Source organism: Neopararhizobium haloflavum (genome assembly GCF_002750855.1).
Classification (GTDB): domain Bacteria; phylum Pseudomonadota; class Alphaproteobacteria; order Rhizobiales; family Rhizobiaceae; genus Georhizobium; species Georhizobium haloflavum.
The window spans coordinates 1-16,617 of record NZ_NWUC01000007.1; the positions used below are offsets into that span (position 1 = coordinate 1).

The 16,617-nt window shown below is 59.2% G+C and carries 17 protein-coding genes, 1 tRNA gene, 1 pseudogene and 1 riboswitch; of the genes and pseudogenes, 6 read left to right on the forward strand and 13 right to left on the reverse strand.

What is annotated here, in order from left to right:
• Positions 1–249 precede the first annotated feature (249 nt).
• Together CN673_RS21345 and CN673_RS15065 are read right to left on the reverse strand one after the other, a co-directional pair.
• Positions 250–720, reverse strand: a pseudogene (locus CN673_RS21345) (tyrosine-type recombinase/integrase); the annotation flags it as partial.
• 139 nt (positions 721–859) lie between these two features.
• Entirely contained in the window at positions 860–1,411 is a 552-nt protein-coding gene (locus tag CN673_RS15065; RefSeq protein WP_099867224.1) for a DUF488 domain-containing protein, read from the reverse strand.
• 311 nt (positions 1,412–1,722) lie between these two features.
• On the opposite strand from CN673_RS15065, the gene CN673_RS15070 reads away from it, so the two are divergent.
• The gene (locus tag CN673_RS15070; RefSeq protein WP_099867225.1) at positions 1,723–1,971 is read left to right on the forward strand and encodes a hypothetical protein; all 249 of its coding nucleotides are present in this window, start codon (positions 1,723–1,725) and stop codon (positions 1,969–1,971) included.
• A 17-nt stretch (positions 1,972–1,988) separates the two neighbouring features.
• Here CN673_RS15070 and CN673_RS21470 read toward each other — a convergent pair whose 3' ends face one another.
• Positions 1,989–2,111, reverse strand: coding sequence for a hypothetical protein (locus tag CN673_RS21470; RefSeq protein ID WP_280951190.1), 123 nt, complete (start codon positions 2,109–2,111; stop codon positions 1,989–1,991).
• A 98-nt stretch (positions 2,112–2,209) separates the two neighbouring features.
• Here CN673_RS21470 and CN673_RS15075 point away from each other — a divergent pair, with 98 nt between their 5' ends.
• A complete protein-coding gene (locus CN673_RS15075; protein ID WP_099867226.1) occupies positions 2,210–2,491 on the forward strand; it encodes a hypothetical protein in 282 nt (93 codons plus the stop codon).
• 168 nt (positions 2,492–2,659) lie between these two features.
• Here CN673_RS15075 and CN673_RS15080 read toward each other — a convergent pair whose 3' ends face one another.
• From CN673_RS15080 to CN673_RS15115, 8 genes are all read right to left on the reverse strand, one after another.
• Entirely contained in the window at positions 2,660–3,610 is a 951-nt protein-coding gene (locus tag CN673_RS15080) for a sensor domain-containing diguanylate cyclase (RefSeq protein WP_099867227.1), read from the reverse strand.
• A 46-nt stretch (positions 3,611–3,656) separates the two neighbouring features.
• Positions 3,657–4,427 carry an EAL domain-containing protein gene (locus tag CN673_RS15085; RefSeq protein WP_099867228.1) on the reverse strand — a complete coding sequence of 257 codons (771 nt, stop codon included), beginning with the start codon at positions 4,425–4,427 and terminating at the stop codon, positions 3,657–3,659.
• A 497-nt stretch (positions 4,428–4,924) separates the two neighbouring features.
• Positions 4,925–5,512: a class I SAM-dependent methyltransferase gene (locus tag CN673_RS15090; protein ID WP_099867229.1), complete on the reverse strand. Its 588-nt coding sequence runs from the start codon at positions 5,510–5,512 to the stop codon at positions 4,925–4,927.
• Complete coding sequence (locus CN673_RS15095; RefSeq protein WP_099867230.1) at positions 5,497–6,213, reverse strand: PIG-L deacetylase family protein; 717 nt, start codon at positions 6,211–6,213, stop codon at positions 5,497–5,499. Before CN673_RS15095 ends, CN673_RS15090 begins: the two co-directional genes overlap by 16 nt.
• Positions 6,210–7,244 (reverse strand): acyl-CoA dehydrogenase family protein, encoded by a 1,035-nt coding sequence (locus CN673_RS15100; protein WP_157928908.1) that lies wholly within the window; start codon positions 7,242–7,244, stop codon positions 6,210–6,212. The genes CN673_RS15095 and CN673_RS15100 overlap by 4 nt, the downstream gene beginning before the upstream one ends.
• 10 nt (positions 7,245–7,254) lie before the next feature.
• Positions 7,255–8,307 (reverse strand): glycosyltransferase family 2 protein, encoded by a 1,053-nt coding sequence (locus tag CN673_RS15105; RefSeq protein WP_157928909.1) that lies wholly within the window; start codon positions 8,305–8,307, stop codon positions 7,255–7,257.
• 751 nt (positions 8,308–9,058) lie between these two features.
• Entirely contained in the window at positions 9,059–10,273 is a 1,215-nt protein-coding gene (locus tag CN673_RS15110) for a tyrosine-type recombinase/integrase (RefSeq protein WP_099867233.1), read from the reverse strand.
• A 200-nt stretch (positions 10,274–10,473) separates the two neighbouring features.
• Positions 10,474–10,548, reverse strand: a tRNA-Gly gene (locus CN673_RS15115).
• Positions 10,549–10,650: 102 nt separating this feature from the next.
• On the opposite strand from CN673_RS15115, the gene CN673_RS15120 reads away from it, so the two are divergent.
• Complete coding sequence (locus tag CN673_RS15120; RefSeq protein WP_099867453.1) at positions 10,651–11,475, forward strand: ion transporter; 825 nt, start codon at positions 10,651–10,653, stop codon at positions 11,473–11,475.
• On the opposite strand, the gene CN673_RS15125 is transcribed toward CN673_RS15120, so the two are convergent.
• Positions 11,441–12,532, reverse strand: a complete 1,092-nt coding sequence (locus tag CN673_RS15125) for a 2'-deoxycytidine 5'-triphosphate deaminase (protein ID WP_099867234.1) — start codon at positions 12,530–12,532, stop codon at positions 11,441–11,443. The genes CN673_RS15120 and CN673_RS15125 overlap by 35 nt on opposite strands.
• A gap of 77 nt (positions 12,533–12,609) precedes the next feature.
• Positions 12,610–12,688, forward strand: a riboswitch (SAM riboswitch).
• Positions 12,689–12,750: 62 nt separating this feature from the next.
• Here CN673_RS15125 and CN673_RS15130 point away from each other — a divergent pair.
• Entirely contained in the window at positions 12,751–13,932 is a 1,182-nt protein-coding gene (locus CN673_RS15130; RefSeq protein ID WP_099867454.1) for an O-succinylhomoserine sulfhydrylase, read from the forward strand.
• Here the strand turns inward: CN673_RS15130 and CN673_RS15135 are convergent.
• Positions 13,927–14,550: a CDP-alcohol phosphatidyltransferase family protein gene (locus CN673_RS15135; protein ID WP_099867235.1), complete on the reverse strand. Its 624-nt coding sequence runs from the start codon at positions 14,548–14,550 to the stop codon at positions 13,927–13,929. The two genes, CN673_RS15130 and CN673_RS15135, sit on opposite strands and share 6 nt — an antisense overlap.
• Positions 14,551–14,769: 219 nt before the next feature.
• On the opposite strand from CN673_RS15135, the gene apaG reads away from it, so the two are divergent.
• Both apaG and CN673_RS15145 read left to right on the forward strand, forming a co-directional pair.
• The gene (gene apaG / locus CN673_RS15140; protein WP_099867236.1) at positions 14,770–15,162 is read left to right on the forward strand and encodes a Co2+/Mg2+ efflux facilitator ApaG/CorD; all 393 of its coding nucleotides are present in this window, start codon (positions 14,770–14,772) and stop codon (positions 15,160–15,162) included.
• Positions 15,159–16,616: a TrkH family potassium uptake protein gene (locus CN673_RS15145; protein WP_245409931.1), complete on the forward strand. Its 1,458-nt coding sequence runs from the start codon at positions 15,159–15,161 to the stop codon at positions 16,614–16,616. Before apaG ends, CN673_RS15145 begins: the two co-directional genes overlap by 4 nt.
• Position 16,617: the final 1 nt, after the last annotated feature.

The window sequence follows — 16,617 nt, forward strand, 5'->3', positions numbered from 1 at the left end:
GCGCTCCCGTATACCCGTCACATTTTTCATTGCCAGCCCTCAACCATCCCTGTGGATGGTAAATGGATGCTTCATTCAAAATATCAAGCATGGCGTCACCATTTCGCGCTCGAAGCTCAGCGACCACCTGAACGGCCCTTTTCCCAGTCCGCCGCCGATTCCCGCTTCCCACCCCACAATGGCCGAAGTAGCCTATCAGAGCGCATGCCGTGAGCGGCCATCCGCGCTCAGTCGGATGGCCGTTCTACGTCAGATTTGGGTCCGTTCGGCCAAAAGCAGTGCGCCCTCTACATCGACGCCGAGGGACCGCACCGTGTTCTCGATCCTGGAGTGGGCAAGCAAGTTTTGGATGGCCCGGATGGTGCCCGTCGCCCTGTAGATCATTGATGCCTTGGTGCAACGGAGTGAGTGTGTTCCATACTCGTCCGAACGCAGACCAATCGCGGTCACCTATTCGTCGACTAGGCGCGCGAATTGCCTTGTGCTCATATGGCGGGAGTGATCCACCCAGCGCGGAAACGCATAGTCTTCGACGGATCCTCCACGTCGTTCGAGCCAAGCTAGACGGCTGGCTCTGACGTCGGTTGTGATTTCGAACTGGACTGGCCGCCCCGTCTTTAACTGAACAACGATCGCGCGAGTTCTGATCTCCGCCCCAACGACCACATCGCGGATCCTGATCCTGACTAGGGCACAGACACGAAGCTTGCTGTCGATTGATCGGCCGAGAGAGAAACACTCCGGGACACTACCGCTTGGGGGCGAAACGGGACTGTCCAGTTTTGGATCACGATGAGCGAATAGCTGCCATCAAGCACGGGCCAGCCTCAACGACGCCATTGTCGTTCGGCAGCAACGCTCAAGCTCCAGTTGCCGGATAGACAACTGTACCATCCTCGCGGAAGACGGCTCCCGGCGTTGGAGTGGCAAGCTCGGTCCGCCCCTTGCCCATGAGGTGAAACACGCCTTTGCCGCATGCCAGGAGATGATCCGCAAGGAGACGTCGATGACATCGCCACCAGACGGCTTCGGAGCACATAATCGCGCAGGGTCGCTCCGCCCCCAGTTTGATCAGGCGATCGAAACCTTCCCGGAATTCCTCCGATAGTGCGTAGTCCGCATAATTTTGGAAGCTCTTGTTGCGCCAGACACCGTTCACTTCGGCCGGAATGGCCCCCACCTTGCCACGGCGACCGCCGAGCCGTGTCAGATGTTCATAGGCGATCTGCACTTCGTTAAGCGACAAGGCGAGGCTATCTCCGTTGAACTGCGGATAGTTCCGCGACCCCGGCAACCGCCGCACATCAGCAACGATGCCAACATTGGCATCGCGTAGGATCTGGATGAACTCTTCGATGCTGCGGTTCGAGTGACCAACCGTGAAGAAGGAAATTTCGCCTGTCCCGTTCATGTGCTGCAAAGTCATGTCCGGATTACGCCGCCGCTCCCCAGTTTGTTCCCACAGCCGGCCGTTCAGTTCTCTGGACTACAACAAGCGACGCAGTTGAGAACCCGATCGCGGACCATGAGGTTTGGCCTTCCGCACCATTCGCAGGGTATGGGTCTCGACATCCGCTTGCCCTTAGTCGGGGATTCCGCAGGCCGGGCACTACGCAGAAAGCCGATTGGCCAGCGCAGAGGCAAGGCGTTCAAGCGTCGCCATCGGGGTCAGATTCCTATGGTTGCGCATTCGGTCTGGAACAGACCCCGGCCGTCATTCGATTGATCCCGCTGCGTGTCGAGCATGCCGCCTATGAGGCCGCACTGATCGAACGGCGCACGCCGGGGTTCTTCTCGAAGACGTACACCGCCGCCGAGCGGAAGGTGCTGACTCAGGTGAAGGGCATCAAGTGGACCGTCGTTGGCGATGCCAAGGGCGAGACCGTCAATGTGCCGATGTCGACGACGATCTTCGGTATCCTGGCGCCGCTGCTCGTGCCGGATGACCTGCCGGCGATCATGGTGGTTTAGGCGCGGCTCACACCGCGCTACTTCTGCTTCTTGTGCTCGCCGAGAAGGTCCTTCTGAGACGGCGCCGCGGCTGTCGTCTTCGGCTTCTCCTTCTTCGGCTTTCGCGCTTCCTTGTTACCCTTTTGCTGACCCTTGGCCATGTTCGTTTTCCTGGTGGCGGCCGACACGAGAGCGCCGGCATCGGAAGCATGATCGCATGAGCTCGTGGTAGCGCCTACGGAAATCGGAAGACTGCAGAATGGAAGACTGGAACGCGACAGCCATAAATGTGGATGGCGCGCTGCGCGAGATCGGAGGTGTGAGCCAGCCCAATGGCTACCCGGTGATGTTGCGGAAAGTTGTGATTGTGGGAGGTCAGCCATCGTACCCGGCATCCGGCACAATGACCATCATCTGCCACGACCTCATCGGGTTCGAGACGGTGCAGGAGATGCGGGACATCAACGGGACGCTCAACCGCCAGACCAAGCGCACGATCACGACAACGCGACAGGCACAATGCCGCACGATGACGATATAATCGTGGCAGGGACCACCAAGGCGACGCCGAGGCAGGCGACGATACGGCTTGGCTCGCCATCATGGCAGTGCATCTGTTGGCGCGGGGGGGTGCTCTATGAGATTGAACGGACCAACTAGCTGTCGATTCGAGCAACAAACCAGCCGGCCATCAAGCCAAATCGGGTCGCTATTCAGCCGGCTCTTCGGACACGATGCATCGGCGGCCCGATGCCTTTGCCTGATACAGCAAACGGTCTGCCGTGCTAAGGGTATGATCCAGTGTCCTGTCCGGCCGCCTGTCCGGCCGCACGGAGCAGATCCCGGTTGAAAAACTGCACGAGTAGTCGGGGGCTTGGGCGAACCGAATGCTTCCAATGTCTTTTAATATAGCCTGCAGGCGTAAAGTGGCATCGGCAACCGAGCAATTGGGCAAAAACAGAAGGAACTCTTCGCCGCCCATTCTTCCGAAAAGGTCCTGGAGCCGAATGCCGCTAACGAAACGCCGACAGAATTCGATAAGGACGACGTCGCCAAAATCGTGGCCATACCGGTCGTTCACATCTTTGAAGCGATCAATGTCGATGAGAGCAATGGCATGCTCACCAAAAGTTTCCTCTTGAAGCCTTTGAGATAGCCAGTCTCTCAAAGTTTTCATGACGTAACGCCTATTGGCGACGTCCGTCAGTTCATCTGTCCAGGATGCGCGGCGTGCTTCATCGCGCTCCACGCGGATGTTGCGTCCCGGCGCCTTCAGAGCAGTGATCTCACTGGCGACTAAAACCAGGAAGCCCTTGAGATCCAATGTCTCAGTGATCCAGAAGATCCGTCCATCCACCATTTCTGCTTCAAAAGCGCGGTGGGGAACTGTGCCACGGCGAGCATCAGCAGCGGTAAGCCAGGCCTCTATATCGTCTGTCTCGATCAGCGGGCCGCGGCGATGAATGAAGTTCTGGCGCATGAACTCGTGCCAGTACGGTCTCTGCGCAGGATCACAGAAGTAAACCTCTCGAAATGAGGCGTTCGCGAGAATGAGGCGGTCGCTAGCATCGAACACGGCTATCAGGTTCGGATTGGACCCTAGCAGGAGATCCAGGTTATACGTTGATATCGAAACAGGGGGAGAAATGTGCATTTGCATCAGAACCTCTCCAGAATTTTCGAGACAGCCGGCCGCATCCACTAGGTCAGTAAGTTGACGCACGGGCAGAGCCACGGATGTGGACAGGCGTGGCTAAACTTTCGAATGCCGGTTTTGCCAGAAGATAGCCCTGCACGAGGGAAACGCCGAAATCGCGCAAAACCTCAAGCTCTGCAAACGTCTCTACGCCCTCGCAAAGCGGTGTGATGCCCAAGTCGCGCAGAAGATTGAGCGTATGCTTGACCACAGCGCGTTTGACCGGGTCCGTATCGATGCCTCGGACGAGACCCATGTCCAGTTTCACAATGTCCGGCTGAAACTGTGTAAGCAACGCCAGGCCGGCGTGGCCCGCCCCGAAATCGTCAATCGCGGTACTAAATCCCATGGCACGATAGGTGCGCAGAATGTGAAGGACGTGTTTGGTGTCGAGCTGTTCGTTCTCGGTGAACTCGAATATGATCCGATCGAGTGGGAAGCCGACTTTCATGGCAGTTTCAAGTGTAAGTCGGATGCACGCGCGTGGCTCATAAACGGCATTGGGCATAAAATTGATCGAAAGCTTGGTCGGGCTGTCACGGTGATAGAGCCTTGCTGCCAGTTGAATAGCCTTCACTCGACACTGCTGATCAAAGGCATATCTGTTATTCTGATCAACTTGGCATAGAACGGTCGCTGCGCCTTGGCCTTGCGGTCCACGGACGAGAGCTTCATGGGCGAAGACGATGCCGTTATCGAGGTCTACGATCGGCTGGAACGCCATCGAAAAAGACAGATCGATCTCATGTCCGTCGCGGCAGCCTTCACACAGCCTCGCCATTCGACAATGTCCCTTGTCCCTGTAAAGATCGAGATCCTAGTCGTTGATTGTTAAGAAACTGATGCTGTTGGCGCGATCGATAGGCTGGAATTGGCGCGCTAAGCTGCCTCAACGCAAACTAGAACGGCTGCAGCACCGAGCGGAGATCGATTTCCGCTTTGCACTCAGTGTTCAAGCAAGGTTGACGTTCGCTTGCGCCCGAAGGGTTAGGCGAAGGCAAACGCTCTTCTCTCGATCGGGGCAACAGCGATCGCGTTTGCTCAAAAGGGGTGCAGCAGATGTGTCGATGGCAGCGCTCCCTCCGCGACTGGCTCCACCTTCAGATGCGCTCGGATTTATCAATTCTCCCGAGGATATGGGGGAAGTCTCCCAACGTAGATACTGTGGCGCCGTCTCACCCCCTAACCTCGATTGTGATTTAGAGGACGCGCTGCGTTCGCAAAGTCTGGAAGTCTTCGACCTCGGCGGCCTGCTCCCGATTCACGCAGCGAGATCCGCTAGCCGTGTCTTACTGCGACAAGGACCGAAACCGAATATCGCGCTGTACGAGTTGATCTAACCAGCAACAATCTCTTTCCGAGTAACCTTACGAAATCGCAATGCGCTTGTTCGGGACGTACCGTGGCATCGGTAAAATTGACATGATGGTGCAGAACCACAACTCGTCCGCCAAGGGCTAGGCGCTTTAAGAGTTCTCTTGCCAGAAAAGTGTAGGCGCTGCGGTGAAGATAGTAGACGATCTCTGAAACGACGATCAGATCAAACTGCTGCTTTGGCATGCCGTAAGGTAACTCTCCGTGTATCAGCCGCAAACGATCTGCATCGGTCAAACGCGCCCTTGCCTGTGCGATCGCGGTCGTCGAGCTATCCAGCGCGGTCAGGCGCAACGCGCATCTCAACAGAGCCTGCGTTGTAACGCCGTTTGCACAGGCAAGCTCAAGCACCCGGCCTCTGCATCTCAAACCTATATGATTTAGCAAGATCTTACGCTTGTGCGCTTCGAACGGCGACGATTCATATTCCCAAGGGTCAGGATTGCTTCGGAACAGATCTTCGAAGCCGTCGATGTCTATGCGACCGGCCATCGGCTCACCCAGTAGCTTTCGGTATCAACAACCAAGCGTGCAATTGTCTTTGAAGACAGAACGAAACCGCTCGGGTCGTCATCGACCACCATACCCATCTGGGACCGATGCGCTGCAAGCGCGTGAAGCTTGATATCGACCACTTCGGAGATATCGAGCGTTGCATCGTCCACTTCTGCTTCTCCCGGCCAATCTTCCGGCCGCCCGCTTTCTTCGAGCCAGATCTGATATTCGAGGAAGGTGGTTTGCCTCCCGCTACGCCGCACAGCATCGGTTGCAATTTGCCAACAGATGCGATGATCCGTGTGCGGATCCCGTCGCCATGGCACGATAACGGTCTTGAATTTCGACACTGAGACGAGATCAGAGACGAAATCTACCACATCAGCATATTCGTTTTGGCCTGGGACAGGCATCCGGCCATCTCGCAGTTTGAGAAAAGAGCTTGGCTGATTTTTCGCGCCGAGACGCCGCAACGCCTCCTGAGCCTCTGCCGCTCTGATGTCAGCCATGAGGTCGGGAGTATACTTCTTGGATGCGGGATGCGAGGCGCTGCCATCGGTAACGAACAACGTGTGCACCTTGATTCCGACCTTCATGGCCAGCGCGATTAAGCCGCCACATCCAAGCGTTTCATCGTCGGGATGAGGCGCAACGACGAGGATCGGTTCGCCGAGGTCGGTCACGACAAATCGGCTCATGGCGTGGCGCGTCCAAGCCCCGGGGCCCACTCAAGGTCAGCGACCGACTTCCCGAGGACGTCCGCCGCCCCATCGGGGTTAGGCTGCCTCAAATAGGTGCGCAGGTCGCGAACCAGCCTCTCCAGCGGATGGGGCGCGATCATACCGGCGGCGCCCACGGACTTTTCGGCCAGATCGAGGACGAGCATGGCTGCGTTTTCGACCACGCCGCGTGCAGCCGCCGTCGATGGGATCACTGTCTTCGCAAGCTTCGGCTGCCGCCACTCTCTTCCTACCCGATCAAGCCACAGATATCCGGTCTCGACGGCGATCGCCATTTTCGCCAGTCGCTGTTGCTGAAGACGATCTTCACATCTGGACAAGCGTCTCAAATGGTCGAGCGTGACATCCAGGATCGCATGCATGCCACCCACCTGAACTGCGACGAAGCGGATCGCTCCAGCGGATATCAAGGGCTCGCTCGTATAATCCCCTGGAAATCCGATGGCCCAATCGTCCTCTAGAACCACACCGCTGAAATCGACGACGTGGCTACCGGAAGATCGCATGCCCATGGGCTTCCACCATGAACGGTCGATCGAGAGGTTCTCGATTGGAACGAGCCACATCATGCGTTCCGCCATGCTTCCGGTAGTAACGATCGCATGGCTCAACCGATCGACGCCGGACGCGAAATTCTTTTTGCCGGACAGCACTCCATTCTCGATTACCAACGGCTCCTGAGGGGCGTCTGTGTTCCAAACACCAAACGTACCACCTGCCGCTAGCAGCCGCTCCGCTCTTTCCAACGCAGCACCGCGCGAAAATTGGCGAGCGAGGATGACCGCGTTGACGTGTCCTTCGTAAAGACGGCCTGTGCTCATATCTCCGCGGCCGACTGCGGCAAGAAGCCTAAGCAGTTCAGGCGTTGCCTCCGTCTTCACCGGCGGCTGCGCGATAAGACCAGCGGCCTCCAGTGCCTCAAATGCAGCCTCTGGAAAGCTGCCCTGAGCATCGCATACAGCAGACTCCACGTTGATTGCCTTGGTCAAGCTCGCCAAATCATACGACACTTGCGAGTTCTCCGCTCGTATCCTTGTCGACGTACCGGAACATCGCGCGTTGAAACTGCGAAACTGCGAACTCCACGGGAACTTCGCATGCATCTGGATTGTCCTTTGCCAGAACCTCGATGGCAGCTGCTCTTTCAGCGTGTTCACAGGACGGCGATCTCAGCCGTTTGATTCCTTCCGCCTGGAGCCGCGCCCGCAGCTTCAGCAAGTCGGCGGTACGCAGGTCCTTGCGAAGCAGGAATCGCGCGATGGTCTTATCAGGATCCTCCACGAGCAGCGGCTCGCCACGCTCCGCTTCGACTTTCCACCGTGCCAGGCTCTGGGACATACCTTGAGGCGCACGGCCGCATGTACGTGCAGAAACAGAAACCACCGCCTCCACGCTATGACGCACCAAGTAGCCAGATGCTCGCACCTTCGAGACGAAGGCAAGGTCTTCGCGATATGCGAGCGGATCAAGCCCACCCACTGCGGCGTAGACATCACTCCGAACGGCAATGCTCCCTGCCATCTCGAAAAGGTGGCGCGGCCAGGGGTCATGGTCGACGGGGTCGATGATTGATTCCAAGAGACTGCGGGCTTGGCAATAGGCACCGAAGGCGCGGCTTCGGTTGATCAGGGCGCCCCCCAGCGACGCCTCTTCCGATGGGTCTGCCAAGATCATGCCAGTGACGAGATCCGCGCCTGTATGCGCAGCTCTCAGATTTGCGGCAACCCAGTCGTGATGCGGTTCGGCATCGGCGTCCGTCGTCATCAGCAGCACGGGTGAGGCCGACGGTGCCAACGTCAGTGCACGATGCATAGCTGTCTTACGCGCCATCCCGACGGTTGCGATCTGAGGCGCAAAGTTCACTGTGTGCACTGTCAGGTCGACGTGGTTCGATCGACTCGCCAACTCTTTTGCCAACGCAGCCGACCCATCCGTCGAATTGTTGATCAGGAGGAGGACCGAAAGCTTGTCTCCCGACGGCAGAGATTGCTGCTCTAAAGCCGCAAGAAGCCGTGGTAGGCGGGCCACTTCATTTCGCGCGGGGATAGCCACGATGGGCTTCAGCGCCTGTGCGGATGGGTCGAACCAATTGCACGGTCTGCTAACAGGCCTCCCGTGACCGCAGCGACAGATGAGGCATGGCTCGACAGCTTTCATTCCATCGCTAATGCGATGAGCAGCCGCGCATGGTTTGACTGGGGAAACCGGCGTTGACATCAAACACCAAACTCAGCCGCGGAACGCGAGACCGAAATCATCGACGTCACCAATGCGGCGCTGGCCTCGTCCTGCCATCCGATGTGCGAGCCAACGCAAAGCCATCGGTCTGGTAGCGTAGAAGCGTGCAACTTCGCACTAAGGCATGAATCTGAATGATACACCGGTGATTGAGAGCCTCGTTGGGGACAGCCTGTCTAACTGGCCTCACTCCGGCATGTTCCTCCTCACCACAGAGAAGTCGCCTAGCGCGGCGCATTAATGTCTGTCCGGGCCCGCACTCCCAACGGATGATAATCTGGCGCATCAGTCCGACGCGCGGCACCGGCAAAGCGATTTCATCGGTTACCTGCCCAACAATAGGTCAGGAGCTGTGGTTCTCCCAGGAGCGCGACATTGTCACGGGATGCCCAAACCACCGCTTTCGAAAAGTCGCAGGTCATCCTACATGGTTGGAAACAGGGTTTATTCATGCGGTCTGGGCACGTTCTCGCCGTTCATTGACAGAGTCCAAACGGTCAGTATCGGGGCGCTAATCGTCCATTTGTAGGTTGCAGCAAACAAAGTGAAACGCTTTACGCCCGGCCTAGACGAGATCGCTGTTGTCGCGACGCAGCGCTGTGAGCCTGAGCTGATCGCAGATGTCTGCCCATTGCTGTGCCATGGCGACGCGTTCATCCCAATAGTCATAACGGTTGTATGTGCGCCTCACCCTGTTCGGATCGAGGTGAGCCAATGAGGCCTCGATTACATCCGATGGAAACCGACGCGCGTTCAGAATAGTGCTGGCACTGGATCGGAAGCCATGGGAGGTGTGCTCTGTTTTGGCATAGCCCATCCTCCTCAGCGCTGAATTCATCGCGTTTTCCGAGAGCGGCCGATCGGGATTGCGCACTGAGGGAAACACGAGACCACGACGACCTGAGAAAGCCGCCACGGATCTGGCGATGTCAATGGCCTGTGGGCTAAGCGGTATCACAAACTCACGGCGCAGTTTGGAATGTTCGGCAGGTATCGTCCACTCCGCCCGCTTCAAATCAAAATGTTCCCAGCACGCTTTGCGCAGTTCGACTGGGCGGGGATAGCAGAGGGCCATCATCTTCAAGGCCGCCCTCAATGTGGGCCATCCATCGTAGTCTTCGATGTTGGCGAGCAAAGCTCCGAACCGACGTTCATCGGTGATGGCCGCCTGAGGCGTGGATTTGTTGGGGAGCAAGGCGCCACGGAGTGCATAAGTCGGATCGCTGTCGGCACGCAGCGTGGCAACAGCCAGACGGAAAACAGCACTGATCGCCGCCCTCGTGCGATGGGCCGTATCAATTCTTCCGCTCGCTTCCACTGCCTTGATGACACGCAGCACATCGGCCGGGGTGATCTGACGGATCGGCATCGGCCTCAGTTCTGCTGCCAGACGATTGAGGCACCAGTCATTCTTGACGATTGTCTTCCGGGTGCGGCCTTGCTGAACCAGTCGCTCCAGATACTCGTCGGCAATTCCCCCAAAAGTGTTGGCAGCTTCTGCCTTTAGTGCTGCCGCCTCCCGCCGCCGCTCCATCGCGGGGTCCTTGTTCGATTTCAGTAGATCAAACGCCGTCGAATGGAGGCGGCGCGCGTCCTTGAGGGACACTTCGGGATACGCGCCGAGGGTCAGTGTATTTCTCCGCCCGTTCAGCGAGTAGTCATACCGCCAGACCTTTTTCCCGCTGGGCCGGACGTAGAGATAGAGATTGTTTGCGTCGCTGATGCGATAGGGCCGATCAGCCGGCTTGGCCTGTCGCGCCCTTACATCTGTCAAAGCCATGTGTTTTCCCATCGAATACAGTACGGTCTGATCGGTGCGACGGTACGCATGTCGAATCGTACTGTAAATCGCGTGAGATGGCGCGGGATGGAATGGGACGACGCGGTACGACACGTCAGCAGGCTTCCGTATTTTCCATTAATTATCAGATAGATATGGAAACAGAACGAAACACCATGAAACCATCTGGTGTGGTCGATTGGAGCGGGCGATGGGGATCGAACCCACGACATCAAGCTTGGGAAGCTTGCGTTCTACCACTGAACTACGCCCGCCGAGGGACAAAGCATTCGCCGTGTGGTGCGCGGCTGTCAAGCTCTTGACTTCGATTTGTGATGCCCGCACTTACCGCGCCGACAGGAAACGCGGATGACTTCATGGCTTCGCTCAAATCGATCATCGAATCCCGGCGCTTCGAATGGCTGGTCACCGTGCTCGTCATCGTCAATGCCGTCACGCTTGGACTGGAGACGATGCCTGAGGTGATGGAGCGGTTCGGTACGCCGATCCTGATCTTCGACCGCCTGATCCTGGCTGTTTTCGTCGTTGAGCTTCTTGCCCGGTTCGCGGTCTACCGCCTTTCCTTCTTCAAGGATCCCTGGCGCATCTTCGACCTCATCGTGGTCGGCATCGCGCTGTTGCCGGCGACCGGCAATCTTTCCGTGCTGCGCGCGCTGCGCATCCTGCGGGTCCTGCGCCTGATCAGCATCGTGCCGTCCCTGCGCCGCGTCGTCGGCGGGCTGATCGCTGCGCTGCCTGGAATGGGGTCGATCGTCCTCCTGCTCGGTCTCGTCTTCTACGTCTTCTCCGTGATGGCGACCAAGCTCTATGGCGCGGCGTTTCCCGAATGGTTCGGCTCGATCGCCGCTTCGGCCTATTCGCTGTTCCAGATCATGACGCTGGAAAGCTGGTCGATGGGTATCGTGCGCCCGGTCATGGACGCCTATCCGCACGCATGGCTCTTCTTCATTCCCTTCATCATCGCCACCTCGTTCACCGTTCTCAACCTCTTCATCGGCATCATCGTCTCGGCCATGCAGGAAGAGCACGAGGCGGCAGCCGCGACGGAGCGGGAATCGTTGCAGGACAACCAGGCCAACATCCTCAGCGAAGTGCGGGCATTGCGCGCGGAAGTGGCCGCCCTTTCGGCCGGCGGAAATGCCGTGCTCAGCGAAGCGGGCGAAAGTGCTTCGAAAGCTTGAGGCCCTGCGCCTGATAGTTTGATTTGAGGTCTGTCCCGTAGAGCGCCGAAGGACGCTCGGCCATGCGCTCGTAGATCAGCCGGCCGACGATCTGCCCGTGCTCCATGATGAACGGCACGTCATGGCTGCGCACCTCCAGCACGGCGCGGCTGCCGTTACCGCCGGCCGCCGAATGGCCGAAGCCGGGGTCGAAGAATCCGGCATAGTGAACGCGGAATTCGCCGACCAGCGGATCGAACGGTGTCATCTCCGCGGCAAAGAGCGGCGGAACGTGGACCGCCTCGCGCGATACCAGGATATAGAACTCGTCCGGATCGAGGATGAGTTCCCCCGCACCGCGGTTATGGATCGGCTCCCAGAAATCGAGCACGTCGTGCGCCGCCTTCCGGTCGACATCGATCACCGATGTATGCCGTTTGCCGCGAAAGCCCACCAGTCCGTCTTCACCGCCCTCAAGGTCTATCGACAGCGCGATCCCGCCGCCCGATACGTTCGCCGTCTCGTCCGTCACGAGACGCTCGCTCTCGTGCAGCGCGGTGAGGTCCTCACCGGAGAGCTGCGTTGACCCGGCGCGAAAGCGGATCTGTGACAATCGCGATCCCGCACGCACCACGATGGGAAAGGTGCGCGGGCTGATTTCGAGATAGAGCGGGCCGCAATAGCCGGCCGGCACCTTGTCGAATTCCTGGGTCCCGTCGGTCAGGACACGCGTGAAAATGTCGAGACGGCCCGTCGAACTCTTGGGATTGGTGGACGCGGAGATACCGTCGGGCAGCCTCAAGGTCTCGAGCAGCGGGACCATGTAGACGCAGCCGGTCTCGAGCACCGCTCCATCAGTGAGGTCGAACTCGTGCAGCTTGAACCGTTCGAGCTTGTCGCTCACCGACCGCTCGCGCCCCGGCAAAAAACTGGCGCGCACGCGGTAGGCCTTGCGCCCAAGACGCAGATCGAGACTGGCCGGCTGGATCTGGTCGGCATCGAGCGGCCGCTCCGACATGAGTGCCCCGGCGTCGAACAGCGCCGCGATCCCCTTGTCTGCCAGAATGCCTGCCTGCACCGCCCTCTCCCTTCAGCCGATCCGGGATCATTCGCAGCCACCGAGAATTGACGCAAGCGCTCACGCGCAGTATAGTGCTCTTATCCCGTGGTGATTTGGCCGGCCGGCTTGCAGCCACGTTAAAGAAGTCGCTAAAGAGGTCGGGGTGATGAACCGGCCAGCGATTTGCGGCCGGTTTTTTTGTGTCCGCCTACGGACATCTGGTGATGGAAAGAACGATGACCAAGACGACATGGCGTCCCGCAACCGCCCTCGTGCATGGCGGCACAACCCGTTCCCAGCACGGCGAGACGGCCGAGGCGATGTATCTGACGCAGGGCTATGTCTATGACACCGCCGAGGCGGCAGAGGCACGGTTCAAGGGCGAGGACGAAGGCTTCATCTATTCGCGCTACGCCAACCCGACCGTCGACATGTTCGAAAAGCGCATGTGCGCGCTTGAAGGGGCGGAAGATGCCCGCGCCACGGCCACTGGCATGGCTGCCGTCAGTGCCGCGCTGATGTGCCAGGTCAAGGCAGGCGATCATGTCGTCGCGGCCCGCGCGCTTTTCGGCTCCTGTCGCTGGGTCGTCGAGAAGCTGATGCCGCAATACGGGATCGAGACAACGCTGATCGACGGCACGGACCTTGCCAATTGGGAAAAGGCGATCCGACCGGAGACCAAGGTGCTTTTCCTGGAAAGCCCGACCAACCCGACTCTGGAAGTCATCGACATCGCCGGTGTCGCGGCACTGGCAAACTCGATCGGTGCGCGCGTCGTGGTCGACAATGTCTTCGCCACGCCGATGTTTCAAAAGCCGCTCGAACTCGGCGCCCACATCGTCGTCTATTCAGCAACCAAGCATATCGACGGTCAGGGACGCTGCCTCGGCGGTGTCGTCCTGTCGGACAAGAAATGGATCGACGAGCATCTGCACGACTATTTTCGCCACACCGGCCCCTCCATGTCACCCTTCAACGCCTGGACGATGCTGAAGGGACTGGAAACCTTGCCGCTGAGGGTTCGCCAGCAGACCGAGAGCGCCTCGCGTCTTGCCGATCACCTCGCCGGCAAGAAGGCCGTGAGCCGTGTGCTTTATCCCGGACGTCCCGATCACCCGCAGGCCGATATCATCGCCAAGCAGATGACGGGTGGCTCGACGCTGATCTGTTTTGAACTGGATGGCGGCAAGGCGGCGGCGTTCAAGCTGCAGAACACGCTGGAGACCATCAAGATTTCCAACAATCTCGGCGATGCCAAGAGCCTCATCACCCATCCGGCCACGACCACCCACAAGAACCTGGCGGAGGAAGCCCGTCAGGAACTGGGCATCTCGGGCGGCACCGTGCGCCTCTCCGTGGGACTTGAGGATGTCGAGGATCTGATCGACGACCTCGATCGCGCACTTTCCGGCCTATGAACCGCCGGTGCCATCGCCGAACTGCAGCCAGGCAAGGATGATGCGCGAGAGGGCGGTATAAAGGCAGATCAGCGCGAAGAATGTCGCGATGGCGGTGAACCATGATGGAAAGAGGCAGAAGGCGATGAAGACGATCAGTGTCTCCGTCGCCTCGGCCAGTCCGGTCGTGAAATAAAGCGATTTCCGGCCGCGGGCCTCGCTGGTCAGTCCTCGCTTTTCGGCAAGCACCGCGTAGGCGAGAAAGCTTGCACCGTTGATGTAGAAGGCCAGGAGCAAGAATGCGCCTGCCGCGCCATTGGCGGCTGGATCATGGAGAACGAACGCAAGCGGTATGGTGCCGTAAAAGGCAAAATCCAGAACGATGTCCAGGAATCCGCCCCGGTCGGTCGGCCGGCTCGCCCGCGCCACCGCCCCATCCAGCCCGTCGAGCAGCCGACTGGCAAGAATGAGGCCGAGCGCGGCAAGCAGCCAACCGGCGTAGATCGCGATCCCCGCAGCCACGCCGAGAGCGAAGCCGGCAATCGTGACGCTGTCCGCACCGATGCCACGCCGGGCCAAACTCTGGCCGGCACTGTCCAGAAGTGGGTTCAATGACCGCTTTGCAACACCGTCAAGCATGGTCGAGACCTTCCGACACCAAGTGCATCCTCCGCCGGTTGATAGGGTATGGAACCTTGGGAGGCCAGCCTCCTCCTTTTTACGAGTAAGCATCAATCACTTGCCGCGCGGCCATTCGCGTTAAGTTTATCGAAACGATGATTCTTGACGGATCGGGACTGCTGTAGAATACCAGACCGCAGGAGCCGCCGCTTCGCGTCCGCCCGCTGAAGGAACGCCATGTATCGTGCATTGACACGCGACATCGAGGTCACGGTCGAACCATTCTATCTCGAGGACCAGTCCGATCCTGACGACAATCGCTATGTCTGGGGCTACAGGATCGTGATCGTCAACCACTCCGATGCGGTGGTGCAACTGCGCGGTCGCTATTGGCACATCACCGACGAGAACGGCCGGGTCGATGAAGTCAGCGGCCCGGGAGTGGTCGGCGAACAGCCCGTCCTTCGCCCCGGCGACAGCTACGAATATCAGTCCGGCTGCCCGCTCGATACACCATCCGGCGTCATGCGGGGGCGATACCAGATGCAGAGCGAGGATGGCGACCGCTTCGAGATCGACATTCCGGCCTTTTCTCTCGATCGGCCAGGTGTCGCGAGAACATTGAATTGACCGACGTCCTCGATTTCAGGCCGGTGCTGCTCGTCACGGGTACGCTATTGGCCGCGCTCGGGCTGTCGATGCTGCTGCCCGCCCTGGTCGGCGCAGCCAACCGCGACCCGGACTGGTCGATCTTCCTCGTCTCTTCGATCATCACGACGCTCGTCGGCACCTCGCTTTTCGCAGCAACCCGAGGCGTCCCTCGCGGGCTTTCCACGCGCCAGGCTATGCTGATGACCGTGGTTTCATGGCTGGCACTGGTGTTCTTCGCCTCCCTGCCGTTCGTGTGGGCCGGTGCCGTGGAAACCTACACCGATGCCTTTTTCGAGGCGATGTCGGGACTGACGACAACCGGCGCCACCGTCATGGTCGGGCTCGATACAACGTCCATGAGCGTGCTTTTCTGGCGCGGTATCCTTCAATGGCTCGGCGGCTTGGGCATCATTGTCATGGCGATCGCCGTTCTACCGATGCTGCAGATCGGCGGCATGCAGCTCTTCAAGGCGGAAGCATTCGACACGGCAGAAAAGATCCTGCCGCGGGCCAAGCAGATCTCTTCCTCGATCACATTCGTGTTCATCGCGATCACCGCCGCCTGCGCCATGCTTTACGCGGCGGCGGGCATGGGGCTGAACGATGCGGTCATCCACGCGATGACGACGGTCGCCACCGGTGGCTTTTCCACCAAGGATGGGTCGATCGGCTTCTTCCAGAATGCGACGATCGAGTGGATCGCCGTCGCCTTCATGATCGCCGGTTCGATCCCGTTCCTGCTTTACGTGCAGCTGCTGCAGGGCAAGGCCCGGTCGCTCTTCGACGACGCGCAGGTCCGCGCATTCTTGAGCTTCGTTTTCGTTGCGTCGCTGATCGCCTGGCTGATGGCCGACAACAGCGGCTACCACCAGGGACACGATGCCCTGCGACACGCCGCCTTCAACGTCATATCCGTCGTGACCGGAACAGGCTACGCATCGACCGACTACGGGCTCTGGGGCTCCCATGCGGTGGCGTTCTTCTTCGTCATCATGTTCGCGGGCGGCTGCGCCGGCTCGACGTCGTGCGGCATCAAGATCTTCCGGTTTCTGGTTCTGTTCGAAGCGATCCGCGAGCACATCTACAAGGTCATGTACCCGAACGGCATCTTCAGGCCGAAGTTCAACGGACGCCCCATCGACCCGCTGATCATCACCTCCGTGATGAGCTTCTTCTTTCTGTTCATCGTTTCGTTCGCCGTGCTCTCGCTTGCGTTGATCGCGGTCGGCCTCGACACGACGACGGCGCTGTCCGGGGCCGGCTCCGCGCTTTCCAATGTGGGGCCCGGGCTCGGCACGATCATCGGCCCGGCCGGCAACTACGCCTCGCTCAGCGACGCGGCCAAATGGATCCTGGCGGCCGGAATGTTCCTCGGGCGGCTTGAGCTCTTCACCATCCTCGTGCTCTTCATGCCGCGGTTCTGGCGCACCTGAA